Origin of the sequence: Nesterenkonia massiliensis (genome assembly GCF_000455245.1) — a bacterium.
Taxonomy (GTDB): Bacteria; Actinomycetota; Actinomycetes; order Actinomycetales; family Micrococcaceae; genus Nesterenkonia; species Nesterenkonia rhizosphaerae.
This window is the reverse complement of sequence record NZ_HG005165.1, coordinates 524,688-546,674: the sequence shown is the minus strand read 5'-3', so window position 1 is coordinate 546,674 and position 21,987 is coordinate 524,688. Positions and strand designations below refer to the sequence as shown.

Annotated in this window: 20 protein-coding genes; 13 read left to right on the top strand and 7 right to left on the bottom strand. The window is 62.4% G+C overall.

Translation table 11 applies throughout. From position 1 onward, the window contains the following. Window positions 1-56: 56 nt before the first annotated feature. The 3 genes from TX78_RS02515 to TX78_RS02505 all read left to right on the top strand — a co-directional run bounded on the left by TX78_RS02515 (window position 57) and on the right by TX78_RS02505 (window position 3,655). On the top strand, window positions 57-1,085 hold the full coding sequence (locus tag TX78_RS02515; RefSeq protein WP_069956226.1) for a GNAT family N-acetyltransferase: 1,029 nt from the start codon (window positions 57-59) through the stop codon (window positions 1,083-1,085). After that, window positions 1,082-2,260: a tRNA dihydrouridine synthase DusB gene (dusB, locus tag TX78_RS02510; protein WP_044493238.1), complete on the top strand. Its 1,179-nt coding sequence runs from the start codon at window positions 1,082-1,084 to the stop codon at window positions 2,258-2,260. Before TX78_RS02515 ends, dusB begins: the two co-directional genes overlap by 4 nt. 72 nt (window positions 2,261-2,332) lie before the next feature. Then, window positions 2,333-3,655, top strand: coding sequence for a deoxyguanosinetriphosphate triphosphohydrolase (locus TX78_RS02505; protein WP_044493610.1), 1,323 nt, complete (start codon window positions 2,333-2,335; stop codon window positions 3,653-3,655). Window positions 3,656-3,827: 172 nt separating this feature from the next. On the opposite strand, the gene TX78_RS02500 is transcribed toward TX78_RS02505, so the two are convergent. Continuing rightward, window positions 3,828-4,334, bottom strand: a complete 507-nt coding sequence (locus TX78_RS02500) for an aminoacyl-tRNA deacylase (RefSeq protein ID WP_044493236.1) — start codon at window positions 4,332-4,334, stop codon at window positions 3,828-3,830. Between the two features lie 107 nt (window positions 4,335-4,441). Here TX78_RS02500 and dnaG point away from each other — a divergent pair, with 107 nt between their 5' ends. The 5 genes from dnaG to TX78_RS02475 all read left to right on the top strand — a co-directional run bounded on the left by dnaG (window position 4,442) and on the right by TX78_RS02475 (window position 13,516). Next, complete coding sequence (gene dnaG, locus TX78_RS02495; RefSeq protein WP_044493234.1) at window positions 4,442-6,424, top strand: DNA primase; 1,983 nt, start codon at window positions 4,442-4,444, stop codon at window positions 6,422-6,424. Between the two features lie 95 nt (window positions 6,425-6,519). Then, window positions 6,520-9,243, top strand: coding sequence for a phosphoenolpyruvate carboxylase (locus TX78_RS02490; RefSeq protein ID WP_081652505.1), 2,724 nt, complete (start codon window positions 6,520-6,522; stop codon window positions 9,241-9,243). 87 nt (window positions 9,244-9,330) lie between these two features. Beyond that, a complete protein-coding gene (locus tag TX78_RS02485) occupies window positions 9,331-11,523 on the top strand; it encodes a prolyl oligopeptidase family serine peptidase (RefSeq protein ID WP_044493233.1) in 2,193 nt (730 codons plus the stop codon). Between the two features lie 83 nt (window positions 11,524-11,606). Beyond that, window positions 11,607-12,647 (top strand): daunorubicin resistance protein DrrA family ABC transporter ATP-binding protein, encoded by a 1,041-nt coding sequence (locus tag TX78_RS02480; protein ID WP_044493232.1) that lies wholly within the window; start codon window positions 11,607-11,609, stop codon window positions 12,645-12,647. A 5-nt stretch (window positions 12,648-12,652) separates the two neighbouring features. Further along, window positions 12,653-13,516 (top strand): ABC transporter permease, encoded by an 864-nt coding sequence (locus TX78_RS02475; protein WP_044493606.1) that lies wholly within the window; start codon window positions 12,653-12,655, stop codon window positions 13,514-13,516. Between the two features lie 101 nt (window positions 13,517-13,617). Here the strand turns inward: TX78_RS02475 and TX78_RS02470 are convergent, their stop codons facing one another. Both TX78_RS02470 and TX78_RS02465 read right to left on the bottom strand, forming a co-directional pair. Further along, complete coding sequence (locus TX78_RS02470; protein WP_044493230.1) at window positions 13,618-13,902, bottom strand: hypothetical protein; 285 nt, start codon at window positions 13,900-13,902, stop codon at window positions 13,618-13,620. A gap of 89 nt (window positions 13,903-13,991) precedes the next feature. Continuing rightward, window positions 13,992-14,354, bottom strand: a complete 363-nt coding sequence (locus tag TX78_RS02465; protein WP_044493227.1) for a DUF4870 domain-containing protein — start codon at window positions 14,352-14,354, stop codon at window positions 13,992-13,994. 92 nt (window positions 14,355-14,446) lie between these two features. Here TX78_RS02465 and TX78_RS02460 point away from each other — a divergent pair, with 92 nt between their 5' ends. The 3 genes from TX78_RS02460 to TX78_RS12915 are packed head-to-tail and all read left to right on the top strand — an operon-like array spanning window position 14,447 to window position 15,872. Next, the gene (locus TX78_RS02460; protein ID WP_044493225.1) at window positions 14,447-15,232 is read left to right on the top strand and encodes an SIR2 family NAD-dependent protein deacylase; all 786 of its coding nucleotides are present in this window, start codon (window positions 14,447-14,449) and stop codon (window positions 15,230-15,232) included. Between the two features lie 53 nt (window positions 15,233-15,285). Beyond that, the gene (locus tag TX78_RS02455; protein WP_044493224.1) at window positions 15,286-15,648 is read left to right on the top strand and encodes a DivIVA domain-containing protein; all 363 of its coding nucleotides are present in this window, start codon (window positions 15,286-15,288) and stop codon (window positions 15,646-15,648) included. A 53-nt stretch (window positions 15,649-15,701) separates the two neighbouring features. Beyond that, on the top strand, window positions 15,702-15,872 hold the full coding sequence (locus TX78_RS12915) for a DUF3117 domain-containing protein (protein ID WP_069956225.1): 171 nt from the start codon (window positions 15,702-15,704) through the stop codon (window positions 15,870-15,872). Window positions 15,873-15,923: 51 nt separating this feature from the next. Here TX78_RS12915 and TX78_RS02450 read toward each other — a convergent pair whose 3' ends face one another. Further along, window positions 15,924-16,562, bottom strand: coding sequence for an O-methyltransferase (locus TX78_RS02450; RefSeq protein WP_044493223.1), 639 nt, complete (start codon window positions 16,560-16,562; stop codon window positions 15,924-15,926). Between the two features lie 121 nt (window positions 16,563-16,683). Between TX78_RS02450 and TX78_RS02445 the strand changes: the two genes are divergently transcribed. Both TX78_RS02445 and TX78_RS02440 read left to right on the top strand, forming a co-directional pair. Beyond that, a complete protein-coding gene (locus tag TX78_RS02445; RefSeq protein ID WP_044493222.1) occupies window positions 16,684-17,550 on the top strand; it encodes a hypothetical protein in 867 nt (288 codons plus the stop codon). Between the two features lie 16 nt (window positions 17,551-17,566). After that, complete coding sequence (locus TX78_RS02440) at window positions 17,567-18,043, top strand: Sec-independent protein translocase family protein (protein WP_044493220.1); 477 nt, start codon at window positions 17,567-17,569, stop codon at window positions 18,041-18,043. 29 nt (window positions 18,044-18,072) lie between these two features. Here TX78_RS02440 and TX78_RS02435 read toward each other — a convergent pair whose 3' ends face one another. The 3 genes from TX78_RS02435 to TX78_RS02425 form a co-directional block, all read right to left on the bottom strand. Beyond that, entirely contained in the window at window positions 18,073-20,049 is a 1,977-nt protein-coding gene (locus TX78_RS02435) for a TRAP transporter permease (RefSeq protein ID WP_199765241.1), read from the bottom strand. A 112-nt stretch (window positions 20,050-20,161) separates the two neighbouring features. After that, window positions 20,162-20,668 (bottom strand): DUF1850 domain-containing protein, encoded by a 507-nt coding sequence (locus tag TX78_RS02430; RefSeq protein WP_044493218.1) that lies wholly within the window; start codon window positions 20,666-20,668, stop codon window positions 20,162-20,164. Beyond that, window positions 20,652-21,662 (bottom strand): TAXI family TRAP transporter solute-binding subunit, encoded by a 1,011-nt coding sequence (locus TX78_RS02425; RefSeq protein WP_044493217.1) that lies wholly within the window; start codon window positions 21,660-21,662, stop codon window positions 20,652-20,654. Before TX78_RS02425 ends, TX78_RS02430 begins: the two co-directional genes overlap by 17 nt. Between the last annotated feature and the right edge of the window lie 325 nt (window positions 21,663-21,987).

Sequence of the window (21,987 nt, the reverse complement as noted above, 5' to 3'; positions counted from 1 at the left end):
TACTCCTGGCACCGGTTTCTTTGCACCCTCAAGCTTCCAGGTCTAAACTCGCGCAAGTGCTGAATAGCCATCCCGATCACCTCGAGGCCCCGGATACCCCTTCACTGACTCTAGATTCCGGGCTCACCGTCCGCCCCTGGCGCGACGGCGATGACCTGAAACTACTGGAAGTCTGGGGCGATCCCGAGAACCCCATGCATCATCAGGACCGCGGCCTGCTGCGGCCCTCCTCCAACGACCCCTGGTCCCGCTGCATCGTGGCTGAGCACCAGGGAGTACCCGTGGCTGCCGCCACCATCTTCCGCTCCTCGCTGCACCCGGACCGGCTCTCCTTCTACGCCGAAGTCGCCCAGGAGCACCGCCGCAAGGGGGTGGCGGCCCAGTTGCTGCAGATCCTTGAAGCTGAAGTGCCCAACTGCGCGGTACAGTCCATGAAGTCCCGGGTCGCCAAGGGATCCGCTGCCCAGTGTTTCCTGAAGGACAACGGCTTCGCCAAGGTCCAGGCCTCGCGCCAGATCATCGTCCAGCCCGGGGCGCTGCCGCTGCCCGACCTGGAGAACAGCGGCCAGGATCTTCAAGACCTTGCCACAGGCTCTGTGGAGCTGACCAAGCTCGTCGCCGATTTTTACAACGCGGTGCATGAATGGGACCGCGCAGAGATGACCCTGGGCCGGGCCCAGCAGATGCTGCTGGCACCCGAGACCGGAGCATCAGGCGTCGTCGTGCTGCGCGACATCTCATCAGGAGAAGACGCACCAGCCCCCATCCTGGCCTTTGCCATCAGCTACACCTCCGAGCGCACCGATGCTCCAGCCGATGTGCTGCTGGGCTGGAACCCGGAGCTCCCCGAGGATGAAGCCGAAACTGCGGTGCGCAATCTGCTGGCCCTGGTGGCAGCCCGCTACCCGGTCTCGGTGGAGGTCGACGACTCCATGAGCCCGCTGAAGACCGTCACGGCCGAGCTGCTGGCCAGCGGGGAGGCGGAAGTGGACTTCGAAGCGCTCATCTACGCACGCGACAGTTCTGCTTCCGACAGTTCTGCTTCCGACAGTTCTGCTTCCCTCGGCGGGGAGCCCCCGCAGTGACCGAAACTCTCCAACGCCCCGCCTCCGCCCTGCTGCCGCCGCTGCAGCTGGGGCTCATCACCGTAACCACCCCGGTGATTCTTGCCCCCATGGCGGGCATCACCAACACTGCCTTCCGTCGGCTGTGCCGTGAGTACGGCGGGGGGCTCTACGTCAATGAGATGGTCACCGCCCGCGCCCTGGTGGAACGCAGGCCCGAAAGCCTGCGCATCATCAAACACGAGCCCGATGAAGTTCCGCGCTCGGTCCAGCTGTACTCAGTGGATCCCGTCACCACCGGACATGCGGTGCGCATGCTGGTCGAGGAAGACCGGGCCGATCACATCGACCTGAACTTCGGCTGCCCGGTCCCCAAAGTCACCCGCAAGGGCGGAGGGTCAGCGCTGCCCTGGAAGATTCGGCTTTTCGAAGCCATCGTCTCCACCGCGGTGCGGGAGGCTGCCAAGGCGAATATCCCGGTGACAGTCAAGATGCGCAAAGGCATCGACGAAGACCACCTGACCTATATCGAAGCCGGCAAAGTGGCCCGGGATTCAGGTGTTGCTGCCGTGGCGCTGCACGGTCGCACTGCCCGTCAGCACTACTCGGGCCAGGCCGACTGGTCAGCCATCGCGACTCTGCGGGAATCCCTTCCCGATATTCCGGTGCTCGGCAACGGAGATATCTGGTCGGCCGAGGACGCAGTGCGGATGGTCGAGCAGACCGGAGTCGACGGCGTCGTCGTCGGCCGTGGCTGCCAGGGCCGTCCCTGGCTCTTCGGTGACCTGCAGGCTGCTTTTGACGGCAGCGAAGACCGCCACCGCCCGGACTTGCCGATGGTCTCGGCGACCCTGCTGCGCCATGCAGAAATGCTCATCCCGTATTTCGACGGCGATGAGCGCAAGGCCATGCAGGATATCCGCAAGCATGTGGCCTGGTACTTCAAGGGCTACCCGGTGGGTTCGACGCTGCGCACCCAGCTGGTCACCGTGGAGAGCATGGCTCAGCTGCAGGATCTGCTGGGCCAGCTGGATCAGTCCATCGGTTATCCCGGGGAGGCTGCCGAAGGTCCGCGCGGACGAGCCGGCTCTCCCAAGAAGGTCCATCTGCCTGAGGACTGGCTGGAGTCTCAGGAACTCAATGAGGATCAGCGCGAGATGATCAAGGCCGCCGAGGTGGACACTTCCGGCGGATAGCTCCGGCACCCGGTGACGGGCACTGCTTTCCCGCTGCGTCTGCAGCACCGGCCTGCCGGTAAGGTGTTCGATGTGAATGCGCGGAATGTAGAGCGAGAAGAAGGTCAGTATGCGGAGCTGCGGCCCGGCTATACGGAGGCCGATGAGGACCGCTGGGTTCCCGAGCATGGCAAATCTGTCTACCGTTCAAGCTTTGAGCGCGACCGGGCCCGCCTGCTGCACTCTTCCGCACTGCGCCGCTTAGGTGCTAAGACCCAGGTGGTCTCCCCGCATGTGGATGACTTCTCCCGTACCCGCTTGACCCATTCTCTGGAGGTCGCCCAGGTGGGCCGGGATTTGGGCCGCATGCTCGGCTGCGACCCCGATGTGGTGGATGCCGCCTGCCTCTCGCATGATCTGGGCCACCCGCCGTTTGGGCATAACGGGGAGACGGTGCTCAATGAACTGGCCGCGGGTATCGGGGGATTCGAGGGCAATGCGCAGACCCTGCGGATCCTCACCCGGCTGGAGACCAAGCGGTTTCACCCCGACGGGCGTTCGGCCGGACTGAATCTGACCCGGGCGTCGCTTGACGCAGCGGTGAAGTACCCCTGGCGGGCCCATGAAGCACCGCTGAAGGCTGATGGCACGCGCAGCCAGAAATTCGGGGCCTATGAGGATGACCTGGACGTCTTCTTCTGGATCCGCCAGGGTGTCGAGAGCATGGGCAAATCCATGGAAGCCCAGGTCATGGACGCTGCCGATGACATCGCGTATTCGGTCCACGATGTTGAAGACGGAATTGTCAACGGCAGGTTCCAGCTGAAGTTTCTCGATGACGATATTCAGCGCCGTCGAGTCATTCAGACTACCCAGCAGTGGTACCTGCCCGATGCTGAAGAGGACCGGATCGAGGCAGCGCTGGAGCGTCTGGCATCCAGTGAGAACTGGGTCAAGGAGTCCGATGGGTCGCGACGGTCACTGGCGGCGCTGAAGAATATGACCAGCGAGCTCATTGGTCGCTTCTGCAACGCCTTTTGGGCGGCGACGCGTGAAGCCTACGGGGAGAAGCCGCTGGTCCGGCACGAAGCCCATCTGGTCGTTCCACAGGAGACCCTGGAGGAAATCTGCCTGATGAAGGGGATCGCTGCCAACTACATCATGGCCTCGCGCGAGCAGATGCCGGTCTATGTGCGGCAGCGCGAGGTGATTGAAGCTCTGCATGCGCTGCTGCTGGAGACCGGTGACCGGTTCCTGGACCCGCCCTTCCAGGCTGATTTCCACGCCGCCGCCGACGACGCCGGCAGGCACCGCGCCATCATCGACCAGATCGCTTCACTCACTGATGGTGCCTGCCTGGAGTGGTACGCCACCCTGGTCCACGGCAAACCGGTGACCAGCCCGCTCTTCGGCTGATTCGTTGCCCAGGACGCTACCGGGGGAGTTGAGTGGGCAGTTTGTCCGTTAAGACGCGGGCAGAACGCCCTTGGGTTCTAGTGAACGTTGCAACAGCCAGTCAGTTGTTGGCGACTGAAGTTCCGGAGCTTTCTGTCCCAACGGCTCCGACGGCGCCAGTAGGCGGGGTCGCCTATTTGCCGATATCTCCGGTAATGACCTGAAAAGCGGCGAATAACTCGGCAGAATCCACCAGCAGGCTCAGGTGGGGTTCACCAGCACCCATCGCGATGCGCCCGCTGATGGACTCATCGGCATAGACCGGCAGCGGCGTCGTCGACCCCTCCACCGCTGTCGCACCGAAGGGGTTGATGGTGCCGGGGCGGTAGCCGGTGGCCGCGTAGCCCTCATCGGGTGAGGCCATGGACATCTTCTTGTAACCAGCCAGTTTGCGCAGCTTGGCCCAGTCCACAGCTTTATCTCCGGGGATCAGCGCCAGCACGTACTCGGAGTCCGCGGTGGTCTGGGTGCGTTTGGCCCTGGCCACTAGGGTCTTGACGATCTCGCGGGGCTCAAGCCCCAGATTTGCCGCGGCTTCCTCCAGCGACGACGCCGGGCCGCGCTCCACGAACTCAATGTCTACCCCGCGGGCTGCAGCATCGGCAGCCACGCGTTCACGTCCGGTGAGATCAACGCTCATGGTGCCCAAGCCTACCTATCCGGTCCGAGAATCGTTGCGCAGTGGCTGCCCCGTTCGCCTGTGGAAAAGCGGCGCAGTCACCATCTGAACCCGGGTAGATTGGAACCGTGGCTGGACTGATCAAGCGTGAGGATATCGATGCGGTGCGTGAACGCGCCGATCTGCGTGAGGTCGTTGAACAGTACGTCACTCTCAAAGGTGCCGGAATCGGTTCCTGGAAGGGGCTGTGTCCTTTCCATGATGAGCGCTCGCCGAGTTTCCATATCCGCCCCCATGTAGGGACTTATCACTGTTTCGGCTGCGGGGAGTCCGGTGATGTCATCGCCTTTCTGATGGCCATGGAGCACACCAGCTTCCAGGAGACCGTTGAACGCCTCGCCGGGAAATACGGCATCGAGCTGCGCTACGAGGATGGCGGCAGCGGCCCGGATAAGGCCGAAGTGGGCCGCCGGCAACGACTGCTGGATGCCCATAAGATCACTGACGAGTTCTTCCAGAAACACCTGCATAGCCCCGAGGCGCAGATCGCTCGCGAACAGCTCACCGTCCGCGGATTCACCAAGGACCACGCTGAGCAGTTCGGCGTAGGGTACGCCCCCAAGGGTTGGAGCAACCTGCTGGACCACCTGCGCAGCCGAGGCTTCCGGGATGATGAACTCAAACTCACCGGACTGTTCTCTGAAGGCAGCCGCGGCCTCTACGACCGCTTCCGTGGACGCCTGATGTGGCCTATCCGGGATATGACCGGAAACACTGTGGGTTTCGGCGGACGACGGCTCTACGAGGATGATCAGGGCCCCAAGTACTTGAACTCGCCCGAAACCGCGATCTACAAGAAATCCCAGGTGCTCTACGGGATCGAGCACGCCAAACGCAGTATCGCCAAGAAACGCCAGCTGGTAGTGGTGGAGGGTTATACAGACGTGATGGCCTGCCACATTGCCGGGGTGGACACCGCCGTAGCTACCTGCGGCACCGCTTTCGGTGACGGTCACATCAAAATTGCCCGCAGGCTGCTCTCCGATGACGGCAGCCCGGCCGAGGTGATCTTCACCTTCGACGGGGATGAGGCTGGCCAGCAGGCTGCAGTGAAAGCCTTCAACGAGGCCAATCAGTTCAACGCCCAGACCTATATCGCGGTAGGTCCTGAGGGCATGGACCCCTGCGATGTGCGACAGCACCGCGGAGACGAGGCTCTGCGGCAGGTCATCGAAGGCAAGACCCCGCTGGTGGAATTTGTGGTGCGACGGCGGCTGCGTGACTGGGACCTCAATTCGGTGGAGGGCCGGATCGGGGCGCTGAAGACCTCTGCTCCGGTGGTGGCCTCTATTCGTGATACTGCGCTGCGTGCGGCCTATACCAGGGAGCTGGCTGGGTGGCTGGGCACCGATGTCGGTGAAGTCGAAGCAGCCATTCGGAACTCCCCGCGCCAGACTGCCCGGGCCACCCCCGCGGCGGAGCAAGCCGCCACCGCAGGAGGAGGTCCTGCCGCGTCCAAGGGGCAGCGTTCTCACGGCTCCGGTCGGCAGTATGAGGAACCGGCAGCGGAGGACTACTACCAGGACGGGTATTGGGCACCTAGGCATCAGCCCGCTGCAGGTCAGGCCCCGGCCTTCCAACGCCCGGACCCGCGGGATCCTGCCGTGATGATGGAGCGCCAGGCCCTTGAAGTCATCCTTCAGCACCCCACTCGACTGACCCCGGAGCAGTGGGAAGAGATCTTCAGCGTCCGCTTCACCGCCGCCGCCCACCAAGCCATCCACGACGGCATCCGCATCGCCGCAGCCAATGCCTCAGATCCCCGCACCTGGGTGCAGAACGTCCGTGAAGAAGTTCCCGAACCGCTGCGCAACCTGGTCTCAGAACTCGCGGTAACCGCGCTGCCGGCCAAGACAGAAGAACATCTGGATCGTTACTGCCAAGAGATCCTCAACCGGCTGGTCGAGCTGAAGATTCAGCACGAGAAAGCGAACCTGCTGGGACGGCTCCAGCGCATGGACCCCAGCGCAGAGCCGGAGGAGTATCGCCGCATCAATGAGGAGCTGATGGAACTGGAGCGTCGTCGTCGTACGCTCCGCCAGCTGGACTGAGCTTGATAACGTGTCCTCGAACACAACGCGTGACGATGGGGTCGCGCATAGGCCTCGAGGTGATTAACCCACCACGACCAAAGAGGAGACCCCGGATGACCCACACGGAACCCCAGGCGCACCGCGATGCACAGCAGTCAGCACAGGCGCAGCACTCTCGCGCAGCCGCTGAGCATGAAATCCCAGAGGCCATGCGCCGCGACGTCGGGCTCCTGGGCGGCCTGCTGGGACAGGTCCTGACCGAATACGGCAACGCCAAGGAAGACTCCGCCGGCCTCTACGAGGATGTGGAGAAGCTGCGGGCGTTGACCATCGCCGCCATCGAGGACCCTTCGGAGGAGACCCTGGCCAGTGCTGAAGCTCTGGTGGAGTCCTTCACCGCCGAACGCGCCAAGGAGGTCGCGCGGGCCTTCACCTGCTACTTCCTGCTGGCTAACCTCGCCGAGGAACAGCACCGGGTGCGCACGCTGCGCTCCCGCGATGGTGAACTGCCGCTGCAGCAGCAGCAACCATCGGATTCCGTGGCCGCTGCCTTCCAGCACCTGGCCGATGAGGTCGGTGAAGGCGAGGCAGAACGCCGCCTGAAGGAACTGCGCTTCCACCCGGTGCTCACCGCCCACCCCACTGAAGCCCGCCGAAACGCCATCACCGCCAGTGTCCGGCGTATCGGAACCCTGCTTGATGAACGCGATGACCCGCGCATTGGGGCTACCTCGTTGGCGCGGAACACCCGGGACCTGCTCGAAGAGATCGACAATATGTGGCGCACCGCCCAATTGCGGGTCTCCAACCCTTCCCCGCTGGACGAGGTGCGCACCGCCCTGGGCGTCTTTGACGCTTCCTTCTCCTCGGTGTTCACCCAGGCATACCGTCGCATGGACGACTGGCTGCAGGGCGAGCGGGCTGGAGCTACCGCACCGAAAGCCCCCGCTTTCATCCGGCTGGGCTCATGGATTGCCGGAGACCGAGATGGCAACCCCAATGTCACCGCCACCATCACCCGCAAAGCCGTAGCTCAGGCAGCAGACCGAGTGCTGACGGATCTGGAGCGTCGCGCCCGTGCGGTGGGCCTCTCGCTGACCCTGGACGAGCGCTACACCCCGCCCACCAGCAAGCTCAACGGCCTGTGGAATCAGCTCAAGCAGCTCTCGGAGGAACTGACTACGACGGCGGCTGAGCACTCGCCCGGTGAACCTCACCGGCAGGTGCTGCTGGCCATTGCCGGGCGTATCGAAGCCACCCGTGAACGCAATGCTGATCTGGCCTATGGGGTACCTCAGGAGTTGGTGGAGGACCTTAAGACGGTGCAGTCCTCGCTGGCCTCTGCCGGTGCTCCGCGCGCCGCCTATGGTGACCTTCAGGAGCTGATCTGGCAGGTGGAGACGTTCGGTTTCCATCTAGCAGAGCTGGAGGTCCGACAGCATTCTGCGGTGCACAGCCAGACGCTGCAGTGGCTGAAGGACCCGGCATCGGTGGAGAAGATGGCTGTCCCAGGCGAAGAAGTCCTGGAAACGATTCGGGCCATCGCCTCGGTTCAGCAGCGCTACGGGGTCGACGCGTGCCGACGCTACATCGTGTCCTTCACCCAGAGTGCCGAGAACCTGGCAGATGTCTACCAGTTGGCCGAGGCGGCACTGGATGGGCCCGAGAATGCTCCAGTGCTGGATGTCATTCCGCTGTTCGAAACATACGAAGATCTCCAGAATGCCCCACGCATCCTGGAAGAGGCCCTGCGGACACCGCAGCTTCAGGCACGTCTGGAGCAGACCGGTAGGCGCATGGAAGTCATGCTCGGCTATTCAGACTCATCCAAGGACGTCGGCCCGGTGGCCGCCACCCTTGCGCTCTACGAAGCGCAGGAGAAGATCGCAGCGTGGGCGCTGGAGAACGACATCACCTTGACCCAATTCCACGGCAGAGGTGGGGCGCTGGGCCGCGGCGGTGGACCCGCCAACCGCGCGATTCTTGCCCAGCCGCCGCATTCGGTGGATCTGCGCTTCAAAGTCACTGAGCAGGGTGAGGTGATCTCGGCCCGTTACGGCAACCCGGAGATAGCCCTGCGCCACATTGAGCAGGTTGCTGCGGCCACACTGATGGCCAGTGCCCCCTCGGTGGAGAGACGAAACGCAGAGGCTGCTCAGCGATTCGCGGAGCTCGCTGCGGCACTCGATAGCGCATCTCGCGAACGTTTCCATGCGCTGGTGAAGGCCGAGGGCTTCGCCCCCTGGTTCGCGCAGGTAACCCCGCAGGATGAGATCGGGCTGCTGGCCATCGGGTCTCGTCCTGCCAAACGGGGCCTCTCCGTTGAATCTCTCGAGGATTTGCGTGCTATCCCCTGGAACTTCGCGTGGAGCCAGGCACGGATTAACCTCACCGGTTGGTACGGGCTCGGGACAGCGCTGGAGAGCGTCAATAACCTGGACCTGCTGCGCCAGGCGTATGCAGAATGGCCACTGTTCAGGGCGCTCATCGACAATATCGAGATGTCCCTGGCCAAAACTGACCGGCGTATCGCCCGCCGCTACCTCGCCTTGGGGGACCGGGATGAGTTGGCCGAGGCTGTGCTGCAGGAGCTGGACCTGACTGAAAGATGGGTGCTTGCCATCACTGGGCAGGACCGTCTCCTGCAGGATCACCGGGTGCTTGGCCGGGCCGTGCAGCTGCGCAATCCCTATGTGGATGCGCTGAGCCTGCTACAGCTGCGGGCCCTGAAGAAGCTGCGTGCGGGCACGCTCAGTGACGAGGAGATCACAGATCCGCGGAATCTGCTGCTGATCACACTCAAGGGCGTCGCCGCCGGGCTGCAGAACACCGGCTGAGCCGGGGAAGCCGGCGAATCACAGCGCTGCAGCACGCGAGTACGTCATCATCGGTGGGCAGCACCGGTGTCAGTCTAGACTCGGCCCATGGCTGATCTTAAGGACTCCCGGCTGATCGATCCGCAGAACGACCCTTTCCTGTGGTTAGAGGATGTCGAAGGCGAACAGGCTCTGGACTGGGTGAGCGAACACAACGCGAAGGCCGAGGCAGCACTGCAGGATGAGGCCTTCGTTCCGTTGAAGGACGAGCTGCGTCAGATCATGGACGCCGCAGATCGCATTCCCGGAGTCGTCAAGCGCGGCCCTCACCTGTATAACTTCTGGACCGACGCCGAGCACCCTCAGGGGCTGTGGCGGCGCACCACCTTGGAGTCCTACCGCGGTGAGAAACCAGAATGGGAGATCATCCTGGATCTGGACGCGCTCTCCGCCCAGGAAGGCACTACTTGGGTCTGGCACGGTGCCACCGTGCTTCGCCCTGTCCCGGGGGCAGCAGACAGCCCTTGGCGGCGTGCGCTGATCTCGCTCTCCCGTGGTGGATCGGATGCAGATGTCACCAGGGAGTTTGACCTGCTGTCCAAGCAGTTCATCCCGCAGGAAGAGGGCGGCTTCTATAAGCCAGAGGGCAAAGGCAGCCTGAGCTGGATTGATGAGGACACTGTCTATGCGGCAGTGGACATCGCCGGAAGCGACGAACTCGGCAGTCCGGTGACTAGCTCCGGGTACCCGCGCATCGCCAGGCGGTGGAAGCGCGGCACCCTGCTGACCCAGGCGGAGCCGATCATCAGCGTTGCCGAGGACGATATGGTCGCCGGTGCTGGCTATGACTCGACTGAGGGCTATGAACGTCACCTGGCCAGCCGCGTCATCGGCTTCTATGACTCAGAGACCTATGTGCTCAGCTATGACGCTGAGGATGAACCCATCTTGACTCGGATTGACGTGGCCACTGACGTGCGGCTGGGCTTCCACCGCGACCTGATCTTCTTCGCACCGCGTACCGACACCCTCATCGCAGGAACCACGCTGCCCGGTGGAAGCCTCTATGTCGCCGACGCCGAGACTTTCCTGAGCGGGCCGCGGGATGACGAGGACGTCGTCAAGCTCACTCCACTGTTCGTACCCACAGAGTCCACTTCGCTGCAGGGCATCACCGCTACTCGCAATGTCTTTGTGCTGACCGTGATGGAAGACGTGGTGGAGCATGTAGAAGCTCACTGGCGGAATTCAGGTCACTGGCAGAGCAAGCGGGTCTTTGACAGCATCACCGGGTCAGTCTCGGTCAGCGCAGTGGACCCGCGGGAAAGTGATGACGTGTGGATCACCGCTGAGGATTTCCTGATCCCCACCACCAAGTATCTTGGCAGTCTTGCTCCGTTGCTCGAGGGTGAGGAAGAGACCGCTCAGCGGCTGAAACAGACCCCGGAACGGTTCGAGGCCTCCGGCCTGGCCACCGCTCAACGATTTGCCACCAGCGCCGACGGCACCAAAATCCCCTACTTCCTGATTGGTCCGGCAGAGACTGTCCAAGCCGCCGTCGAGACTCAGCAGAATGTCCCGGGCGAGACCAGCATCGTCGGGCCCGAACCCCAGCCCACAGTGCTCTATGGCTACGGCGGATTCGAGATCAGTCAGACCCCTGGCTACCTGTCCCTGGTGGGCAAAGCCTGGCTGGAGAAGGGTGGAGTTTTCGCCCTGGCCAATATTCGCGGCGGCGGTGAATACGGCCCACGGTGGCACCAGGCGGCGCTAAAGGAAAACCGGCACCGGGCCTATGAGGACTTCGCCGCGGTGGCAGAGGATCTGGTGGAAACCGGAGTGACCACGGTGGAGAAACTAGCTTGCCGCGGTGGGTCCAATGGCGGTCTGCTCACTGGCAATATGCTCACTCAGTACCCTCACCTGTTCGGGGCGGTTGTCATCCAGGTGCCGCTGCTGGATATGCGGCGCTACTCGCATCTGTTGGCCGGGGCCTCCTGGCGAGCAGAGTACGGGGACCCCGAGACCTCAGACTGGGACTACATCCAGACTTTCTCCCCCTATCATCTCCTGGAGAAGGGACGTGACTACCCACCGGTGCTGCTGACTACCTCCACCCGCGATGACCGGGTCCATCCGGGCCATGCCCGCAAAATGACAGCTGCACTTCAGGACCTCGGGGTAGACGTCACCTACTGGGAGAACACCGAAGGCGGGCACGGCGGAGCAGCCAACCCTGAGCAGCGGGCAGTGATGAATGCACTCATTTATCGCTACATCTGGCAACGACTGAACGATTAAACGGGGCTGTTCAGTTCATCTCTCACCGGTAACCTGAGTCAGGAATCTCCCTGCACCCCTTTACCCCTTTGAGAGGCACACCTATGAGCGCGCCTGCATCAGCGCCCGCCCCCGGCATTCACGCCGCCTCTGATCTCGCCGTGGAAACTCACGGTTTGGTCAAGAGGTTTAAAGAGAACACCGCTGTCGACGGCGTGGACCTGTCCATCAAACGAGGCGGCATCTACGGTGTGCTGGGGCCCAATGGTGCCGGTAAGACCACCGCTATCCGGATGCTGGCCACGCTGCTTCGACCGGATGAAGGCAGCGCGACTGTGCTAGGTCACGATGTCTTCGCCGAGCCGAAGAGTATCCGCGAGAAGATCGCATTGACCGGCCAGTTCGCCTCCCTGGATGAGGACCTCACCGGCATCGAGAATTTGATTCTGCTGGGCCGGCTGCTGGGCTTCTCCAAGCACGCGGCTTGCGCCCGCGGCATGGACCTGTTGGAGGCCTTCGGGCTGACCGATGCCGCGAATCGTCAGGTGAAGAAGTTCTCCGGCGGTATGCGCCGCCGACTCGACATCGCAGGATCGCTCATTGTCACTCCCGAGCTGATGTTCCTGGATGAGCCCACCACCGGAATCGACCCGCGTAGCCGTAATCAGGTCTGGGACATTATTCGTACCTTGGTAGACGGCGGAACTACCATCCTGCTGACCACCCAGTACCTGGAGGAAGCAGATCAGCTGGCAGACCGGCTGGCCGTCATCGATCACGGCAAGGTCATTGCCGAAGGTACTCCCGGTCAGCTTAAGGCGCAGGTGGGCGCCGGTGCCCTGAAAGTGCGGGTGGTTGATCCCGCAGACCGTGAGCCTGCAGCCGAGATCCTGACTCGCACCCTCAATGTTGAAGTAGTCCGCGAATCTGACGCCGCGGCACTGACCGCACGTCTGGGAGAGGGACAGAACGCCGCGGTGGCGCTCAATGCCCTAGAAGAGGCCGCGGTGGGGGTCGAGACCTTCTCCCTGGGCCAGCCCAGCCTGGATGAGGTGTTCCTGGCCTTGACCGGCAAGCCTGCTGAGGAGAAGTCCAAGGAAGGCGACGCCGCCGAGCAGAATGAGAATGAGGAGACCTCCAAGTGAGCACCATGACTGAATCTCGCGTCGCCGAAGGCCAGAAAGTTCTAGGCGTCCTCCTTCCGGAGACTGAACGTCCCACTCCCTCCAGCGCAGTGAGCGCCTCCATCACCTTCGGCTGGCGGGCCATGCTGAAGATCAAGCACATCCCCATGCAGCTCTTTGACGTGACGATCTTCCCGATCATCATGACGGTGATGTTCACCTACATCTTTGGTGGCGCCATGGGTGCGGTGGTCTCAGGCACCGGCCAGACCGGCGGCCCTGCAGTGAGCGAGTATGTCCAGTTCTTCATTCCTGGCATCTTTGTGCAGACGCTGATCATGATCACCATGTACACCGGCATGACCCTGAATAAGGACATCTCCAAGGGTATCTTCGACCGGTTCCGCTCGCTGCCTACCTGGCGGCCTGCGCAGCTGGTAGGCGCCCTGCTGGGAGACCAGGTCCGCTACACCCTGGCTGGAGTCATCATCCTGGGTGTGGGCTTCCTGGTGGGCTTCCGGCCTGAGGGCGGACTGAGCGGAGCAGCAGCTGGGTTCCTGCTGCTGCTGGTGTTCAGCTTCTGCCTCTCCTGGGTGTGGACCACTCTCTCACTGCTGCTGCCCACTGAAGAAGCGGTGATGGGCGCGTCAATGACCATCATGATGCCGCTGACCTTTGCCTCGAATATCTTCGTGCCCACCGAAACCATGCCCAACTGGCTGCAGGGTGTGGTGGAGGCCAACCCGGTGTCCGTTGTCGTCACCGCAATTCGCGAGCTGATGGACGGAACCTACGATGTCGGCAGCATCACCCTGGTGTTCATCTACTGCGCTGTGCTGGTGGCGATCTTCGCTCCGCTGTCGATGTTCCTGTACAACCGCAAGAGCTGAGACGCATAAGGATTCGCTCTCACCTAAGCCAGCAGGCGTCGTCGCTAGTTCCCGTATCAGGGGGCCAGCGACGGCGCCTTTTTGGCGCTTAGGCGGCAGGGTCAGTTCGACGGAGGGGAGTTGGGTTCTGCCTCTGTCACGGTGAAGGTGTTGGCCCGCGCATCGTGGACGCCCCGCAGAAGAAAATCACCCCAGGAGCCTTCAGGGTGTGCCACATATGTCCCCTCATAGCTGCCCCAGTCCCAGTTGGTGATCGTGGGCCCTTCACACTGCGGCGGGGCTGACTCCATAACCATGCCCACGCAAAGTGTGGGTGAATCACCGCCTACGACGGTGACCGGCTGCTGCAGATGGACCTCACCCTCCGGCAGCCGGTCTTCGCCCATATGGGCACCCCCGCCTGAACAGGCGGAGGCAGCGAGCAGCGTGGCTCCCGCTGCGAGCCCAAGGACCGGAACGGACCAGCAGGTCACGGCTATTTGAGCAGACGAATAGCGAAGGGGTAGCGGAAGGGCTGGCGGCGGTAGGCGGCTAGTGCCGCCAGAATGCTGAAGATGACATTGACGATGTAGAGCAGCGGCAGCAGCACAAATCCCACCAGCACCAGCATTAGTACCACACTGATCACATAGAAGATGAAGAATGTGATCTGCCAGTTCACTGCTTCTTTGCCGTGATCGTCGAGCATCCGGGAGCGCTCACGGAAGACCAGCCATAGTACTACCGGCACAAGCCAGCTGAGCACGAGGCCGCCCAGGTGCATACCCACACCCCAGCCCTGCTCCTCACCGGCGGTCATGGGACGCGGGGCGCTGTGACCGTACTGCGGCTCTGCCATGGAGGTTCCTCTCTCGGTACGTCTCAAGTCTGAGCTTACTGCAGCATCCGGCGCCCAGGCAGTCTTCAGGAGGTGCGCTGTACCGTAGATCTATGCAGGTGCTCCACGACATCACCGAGGACATCCGAGCGTTGGCCCACCGGGCACGCCACGTCGCTGTGCTTTCCGGCGCCGGCATCAGTGCAGAGTCCGGAGTGCCGACCTTCCGGGAGGTGCAGGCCGGTCTCTGGGAGCGCTTCTCCGCGGAGGATCTCGCCACCGCGGAGGCTTTTGCCTGCAACCCGGATCTGGTGTGGACCTGGTACCGGTGGCGCCAGGCGCTGATCCAGCAGGTGCAGCCAAATCCAGGTCATCTCAGCCTGGCAGCATGGCAGCGCGCGCTCATGCGGCGCGGGGGTTCTGTGACCATTGTGACGCAGAACGTCGATGACCTTCACGAACGTGCCGGAGCTGAGGTTCTGGCCCACCTTCACGGCAGTATTTCCGCTTATCGCTGCGTGGACTGTGGCGAACCGCAGGAGCTGCCTCGTCCCGACTATGACGGCTTCCAGTCGCCCCCTGAACCTGAACCGACACCTCCATGCGAACACTGCGAGAACGGACTGTTGCGCCCCGGCGTCGTATGGTTCGGGGAGATGCTGCCGGTAGAGGCGTTTGAGGCCGCGGCCGAAGCGATCCGGCGTGCTGATCTTGTACTGGTAGTGGGCACCTCCGGCATTGTTCAGCCCGCTGCCTCCCTGCCGCTTCTGGCCCTCGAGCGAGGTACCCCCCTGGTGGAGGTGAACCCCGAAGAGACCGAACTGAGCGAACTGATGGACTACTGTGTGCGCGGAACAAGCGGTCAGATATTGCCCGCACTGACTTCAGGTCTCAGCTGAGACGCTGCCCGCACTGCACTCAGAATCCCGCAGTCACCCGATACTGTAGGACTATGTTGTGGCTCTATCTGCTCGCCTTGGTGCTCATCGGACTGATCATCATGCTTCTTGTCGGCCGCTGGGATGGAGCCGAAATTCCGCAGGAGGAAGGGACCGTGGGTGGAGCGCACAGCGTGCTGCACTTGCTGCAGCGCTCGGCGGGCAATATCAGGGCTGAAGACCTTGAGCAACTGCGTTTCGACTCGGGGGTACGCGGCTACCGGATGGATCAGGTGGACGCTCTTGTGGACGCTCTGGTTCAGCAGCTCCAGGCCCAGCAGAAGCAGGCTGACTCGCCGGAGGAACGGGCTCTGGCACCTTCAGAAGAGGCAGCCCGCACCGTGACTGAGATGACATCTGGACCTAGTGAGCGATAATAGAGGACGACAAGCCTCACACCGGCATACCTGACACGAGAGGGAATCACTCGATGGCTGCAATGAAACCGCGTACTGGCGACGGTCCAATGGAGGTCACCCAGGAAGGACGCAGCCTGATCATGCGTGTGCCCATCGACGGCGGCGGACGTTTGGTGCTGGAGATCAACAATGACGAGGCACAGGCTTTGAAGCAGTGCCTGGTCGAGGCCGTCGGCGAGTAACAGTATCCCCGCCCTGCCAAGGGCGTCGGCGCTATATGAGCGTGACTGTGCTCAGGTCCGTACTGCCAGCAGCAGTCCGGTTCCGGTGCCGAACAGCGCTGTGGTGACCCGTTCATCCTCAAGGAGGGCGCGCTCTAGTGTTCGGAGCGCGTGAGTCCCAGCATCCCGCACGGCAGGACGCGGCACGCGGTCACCGTGAAGAGCGTCATTGATCAACAGCATGCCCCCGGTGCGGAGCAGGCGGACTGCCTCGTAAGCGAATTCAGCAGCGCTCGCCGGATCCGTGTCGACAAAGACCATGTCATAGCCCTGCGTCTTCAGGCGGGGGAGTACCTGCTCAGCTCGCCCGGTGATCAGCCTGGTGCGCGAAGGGCTGATACCTTCTTGGCGCAACAGATCCCGAGCGGCAGCACTGTGATCGGGATCTACATCTATGGTGGTCAGGACAGCCTCCGGGGCGCCACGCAGCAGCGCAGCAGAAGAGGCGCCCACTCCGGTGCCTACTTCCACAATGCTGTGGGCTCTTCTGGCTGCCGCCAAGGCGATAAGGGCCGAGGCTGTCCCTTCTCCGATGGTGTTCACGCCGAGTTCGGCAGCTCGCAGCCGGGCAGCTTCAAACACCGGGTCCTGCCCGCTGTGCTGTTCGGCGTAGGCCCAGCTCGCGTGCTTGGCCGTAGGTGCGCTGCTCATAGTTGTGCGGATCCTCCCTGCGATACGGGTTAATCCTATAGTTCCGGCTCTCCAGTGAGCAGGCCGACCTTCATTGAAAATTTTAAGGATATTCTCAGGTTTCCCGGGCACACTTACCAGGATGCCCAGGGAGAACGGAATTCTTCGGGAGCCTGAGCCTGCCACCACGGCAGCTGGGGGTTCCGTAGCTAGACGAGCCGGACGTTTGTCGGTCGGCTGGATTTGTGCTGTCTTCCTGACCTCTCTGGCCACCGTGCTATGCCTGATTGTTGCCACTGCGTGGTTTCTCGGCGGTCGAGCGGTTCCGGTGCCTACTCTGCAATCTCTTCTGCCTCCAGAGCCGCGAGCCGCAGATGAGCTTCCGACCCGGGAGAACGCAGATTCAGGCACTGCGGTGAACACCGCGGCCGCTGGGCAGCAGGCACCCCTGGAGGAGCCGGTCATTCTGCCCGGTGCACAGGGTGCCGCCCCTATTCGCGAGATCTCGCTGGACAACCTCAGTCAGCTCAAACGTCTGGGCTGGGCAGTGCCGTATCTCGAAGGCGGCTACAACATGCGCTCGAAGTCCCTGAAGACCGGTTCAGTTGACGGTGTGCGCACTATGCAGCTGAACATGAGCGACGGCCGCAACTACGTCACCGTCGCTGAGACCCGGGTGGAAGAAGAGGATCTGGTTCTGGCGCCGCTGTCCGAGAAGCTGATGTCTCGCATCGATCTGGCGTCCGTGACCTCAGAGCGTATTCTGCTCTCGACAGGTCAGGAAGCACTGCTGTTCATCGATCGCGGTGGAACCGCCTGGACTACCGCCGTGGAGACCGGAAGCGTCCAGTACGTCATCAGCTCAGACCTGCCTGCCGCCGCAGCTTCAGAGGTGACCTCCTGGGTGATGATTACGGACCGCTCGCGCGTGCAGATGCTGCCCACCTCACCGGGAACCGCTGACCGTTTGGAACGCGGGTTCGATAAGATCAGCTCCTGGCTGCGATAGACGGTAAAGTTGCCCTGTGCCCGGCATCAACGTCTACGAGTTTCTGATACTCATAGTGCTGGCCCTGGTGATCCTGGGGCCTGAACGTCTGCCGCAGTATGCTCAGACCCTGGCAGGATGGGTCCGCAAAGCGCGTGGTATGGCAGAAGATGCCAAAGTCCGGTTCCGTGAGGAGACCGGAACGGACTTCGACGCGGTGGACTGGCACAAATACGATCCGCGCCAGTATGACCCCCGGCGGATCATCCGTGAGGCGCTTGCCGATGATTATGACCAGGCGCGCGCAGGAGTGCAGAACCTGCAGAAATCAGTGGACCCCCGGGCGCTCTTCAGTTCCGCTCCGGCAGCTGGCAGCCAGCGGGCTACGGCCGCAGGAGTCGCTGGTGCAGCAGCTGGGACAGCAGGTACAGAGGCCGGGACAGCAGACGACGAAGGCGCTGACCAGGATCCCCTGGCCAGCGCCTTCGCGCCGTTTGATTCTGACGCGACCTAACCGGTCGCACCTCGATTAGGCTGCTGAGCTCAGATCGAGCGGATGCTCAACCTGCCAGCAGAGCGGGCTTTGAGCATCTGCACTGCCAGCACCAGAATCACCAGGCCAAGACCGATGAGGTCTAAGGTGAGATTGGTATTGAGCATCATGATTGCTCCTGCGGCGATCACCGGCCGCAAGTACCACGCCATATCCACCATGAAGTGGCCCTCGATTGCTGTGGAGAGCAGCAGAATTGCCACGATCGCCGAGATGACCACTGCGGCGCCATCGAGGAAGCTGACATCAAGCAGCAGCAGATCCGGGTTGTAAACGAAGATATAGGGAATCACGAAGCCCGCTGAGGCCAACTTCAAAGAGGCCAGCCCGGTGGCCATAGGTTTGCCTCCGGAGATGCCAGCGGCAGCGAAAGACGCCAGCGCCACTGGCGGGGTGATATTCGCGAACAACCCGAAGTAGAAGACGAAAAGGTGCGCCACCAGTGGTTCCACGCCCAGCTGGGTCAGCGCCGGAGCTGCCATAGTGGCGGTGACGATATACGCCGGGATGGAGGGCAGTCCCATGCCTAGCACCAAGCAGGCGATCATGGTGAAGACCAGGGTCCAGAAGAGCACTCCGCCAGAAAGCGAGACAATCGCGCTGGCCAGAGTTACGCCGAAGCCAGAGATGCTCACTACGCCAACGATGATGCCCACGCAAGCGCAAGCCACCGCCACGCCCAATGCAGAACGGGTGCCATCCTCCAAGGCGGCCAGGATCTGCTTGGGGCCCATGCGTGTGGTTTTGCGCAGCATGGCCACCAGTACAGTCACCACAATGGTCATCGCGGCGGAGAACAGGATAGTGCGTCCGGAGAAGAAGAGCATGTAGAGCAGGAACAGCAGCGGCAGCATCAGGTGTCCGCGCTCCTTGAGCACATCCAGGACAGCCGGCAGGTTCTCCTTGGAGATGCCTTTGAGTCCCATGCGTGTGGCGCGCAGGTGAATCTGGGCGATCAAGCTCACGTAGTACAGAAGCGCTGGAACAATCGCGGCCAGGGCGACAGTGGTGTAGGGGACCCCGAGCGTCTCGGCCATGATGAACGCCGCAGCACCCATGATGGGCGGCAGGATCTGTCCGCCCACCGAGGCGGTGGACTCCACAGCCCCGGCGAAGGTGCGGGTATAGCCGATCTTCTTCATCAGCGGGATGGTGAAGGCCCCGGTGGAGACCACATTGGCAATTGCCGCACCGTTGATGGAGCCCATGAAGCCTGAGGCGACGGTGGCGACCTTGGCCGGTCCGCCGCGTGTCTGTCCTGCAATAGCCAGTGCGAGGTCGTTGAACATCAGGCTCATACCGGACTTCGCCAGGAACGCGCCGAAGATGATGAAGAGAATGATGTAGGTCGCAGAGACCCCGATAGCAGTAGAGAAGATGCCCTCGGTGGTGGCGTAGAAGCTATAGGCCAGCGTGTCCCAGTCATACCCGCGGTGCCGGAACAATCCGGGGAGCTCGCGCCCGTAGAGCCCGAAGAGGATGAACAGCACCGCCAGAATCGGCAGCGCCCAGCCAGTGACGCGGCGTGCGGCCTCCAGCACCAGGACCACCAAGAGGGTGCCCACAGCAACGTCCAGCGCAGAGAAACGGCCGGCCTGAAGGACAACCTGCTCGTAGTTCGCCCACAGATAGAACGTGGGTACCAGGGACAGTAGCGCCAAGATCGCGTCCGGGATCCGCCACAGTGCTGCCTGCGCCTTCCGAGTGGGCGGATAGATCAAGAACACCAGGAACAGCATCACGCTCACGTGCAGTGAGCGGTGCACCAGGGTGGGAAGCAGCGGCTGGTAGGCGGTGTAGATGTGATAGAGCGCGATGAAGATCGCCACCCCGCTGATCACCACGGCTAGGGGGCGCCACTGGTCCTTCCGTACACGGGATTCGGCGTCGTATTTGGCTGCAGCCTCCTGGGCCTCGGCCTCCCGTGCTGCGCGCTCCTCCTCGGATTCAGGGACCAGGGTGCTCAAGTCAGAGCTGCTGGGCGTGTCTTCATCCCCGAGGGTCAGCTGTGACTGTCCTCGGGGCTCTACACCACTTGCGGCTGTTGTCCTGTGGTGTTCATTACTGCTGGTCACGGTCTTAGTTCCTCATGCTCAGTGTGAGAGGTTCACGGTCGGGAAGTTCGGAAGCATCGATCAGTGATGGATCGTCGTTGATACTGATGCGGTAGTCGGCACGATGGGAGTGGAACCAACGGATTGCGTCAAAGTTCCGATTAATGTTCTCGATCACAATCTTGCCATCTCTGAGATGGACATCACCCTCGTCCAGGGGCATTCCTGCGCCGTATTCGAAGAACTCAGTACTGGACAGCACCAACCGGTCAGGTTGCACCAGATAGGTCTCGCTCCAGCGTGAAAGTTCAATGGAATGGATCCAAGAAAGAGTCACCTGGGTTCCGGTTTCCACCGGCGCCTGTGCATAGACCTCACCTGTTCGCTGGTGCTCACAGACCAGACGCAGTCCGCTGCTGCAGGAGTTCAGCAGCAGTGGCGCCAGCGCGGCGGCGGCTGCTGACCCACTCAGGGCCAGCAGCCGCCGCCGCGACAGTGACGGTTCCCCGAAGGGCTCAGTCCAGTTCCACACCCTGTTCCTCGAAGTACCGGGCAGCGCCTGGATGCAGCGGTACCACCAGGCCATCAGTCACAGTCTCCAGGGTGATCTGCTGTGCTGCAGAGTGCGAACCGTGAAGGCGGTCAAGGTTGTCGAAGAAAGCAGCAGTGATGTCGTAGACGGCGTCTTCGGAAAGCTCAGAGCTGACCAGGAGATGGTTGGTCACACCTACGGTGGGCACATCCTCATCCTGCAGGTAGGTGCCGCCGGGGACGACGTCTTCAGAGAAGTAGTCATGCTCGGACAGCAGATTCTCCGCACCCTCTCCCTCGATGGGCACGACAATGAAATCAGTATTGGTGCCCAGCTCGGTCAGGGTGGGGTTCGGCAGTCCGGAGGTGACGAAAGCGGCGTCGATGTGGCCATTGGCCATCTGATCGGTGGCCTCTGCGTAGGAGAGGTAGTCTGCGCTGATGTCGTCATAGGTGATGCCATGTGCTTCGAGCACTGTGCGGGCGTTGAGCTCCACGCCGGAGCCGACGTCGCCCACAGCCACATTGCGACCCTCGAGGTCCTCCACCGACTCAATACCCGAAGCAGCGGTGGCGACCAGCTGCACAGTATTGGGATACATGGTCATGATCGCCATGAGGTCTTCGCGGGCATTGCCCTCGAAAGGTCCGGTGCCCTCGGTGGCCTGGACCGCGGCGTCTCCCATGACGAATGCGATCTCGGCGTCGCCGTCGGAGATCATGTTGATATTCTCCGCCGAGGCACCTGTGGCCTGTACGGAGGTGTCGGAGTCCAGCTCAGTGCCGAGGATCTCGGACATCGTGGCGCCGATCTGGTAATACGGTCCGGAGGATCCGCCGGCTGCGATAGTGATGAACTCAGCGTCCATGCTGCCGACTTCGCCGGCCTCTCCTGCAGAGTCACCGTTGCCCTCGCCATCTCCGCAGGCGGTCAGCAGCAGCGCCGATGCTGCCAGCAACCCGCCCACTCGCAGGCTCTGGGTTTTCCACGTCATTGTTTTCTCCCTCTTCGAGTACATACGGTGCGAGCTAAGGTCCGCGTCACAAGAGCGCGGGTGTGAAGCGGCTCATATGGTGCAGGGCACAAGTGTATGTGAGCGGCATCATTATTACGAGGGGCCACCGGCCAAGGGTGGAGAAGGTTTAGGCGGCGAAGGTCAAGCGCTAAGGTTCAGGCGATAGAGGTTCAGGCGATGCTCAGCGGCAGCGAACGACCACTGATGTCTCGGCCCCGTGAGGCCAGTTGTGCTGCGATGCTGCGCAGGGCAGCACCAGAGGGGGAGTCGGGTGCCGAGAGGACCACAGGGGCGCCGTCGTCAC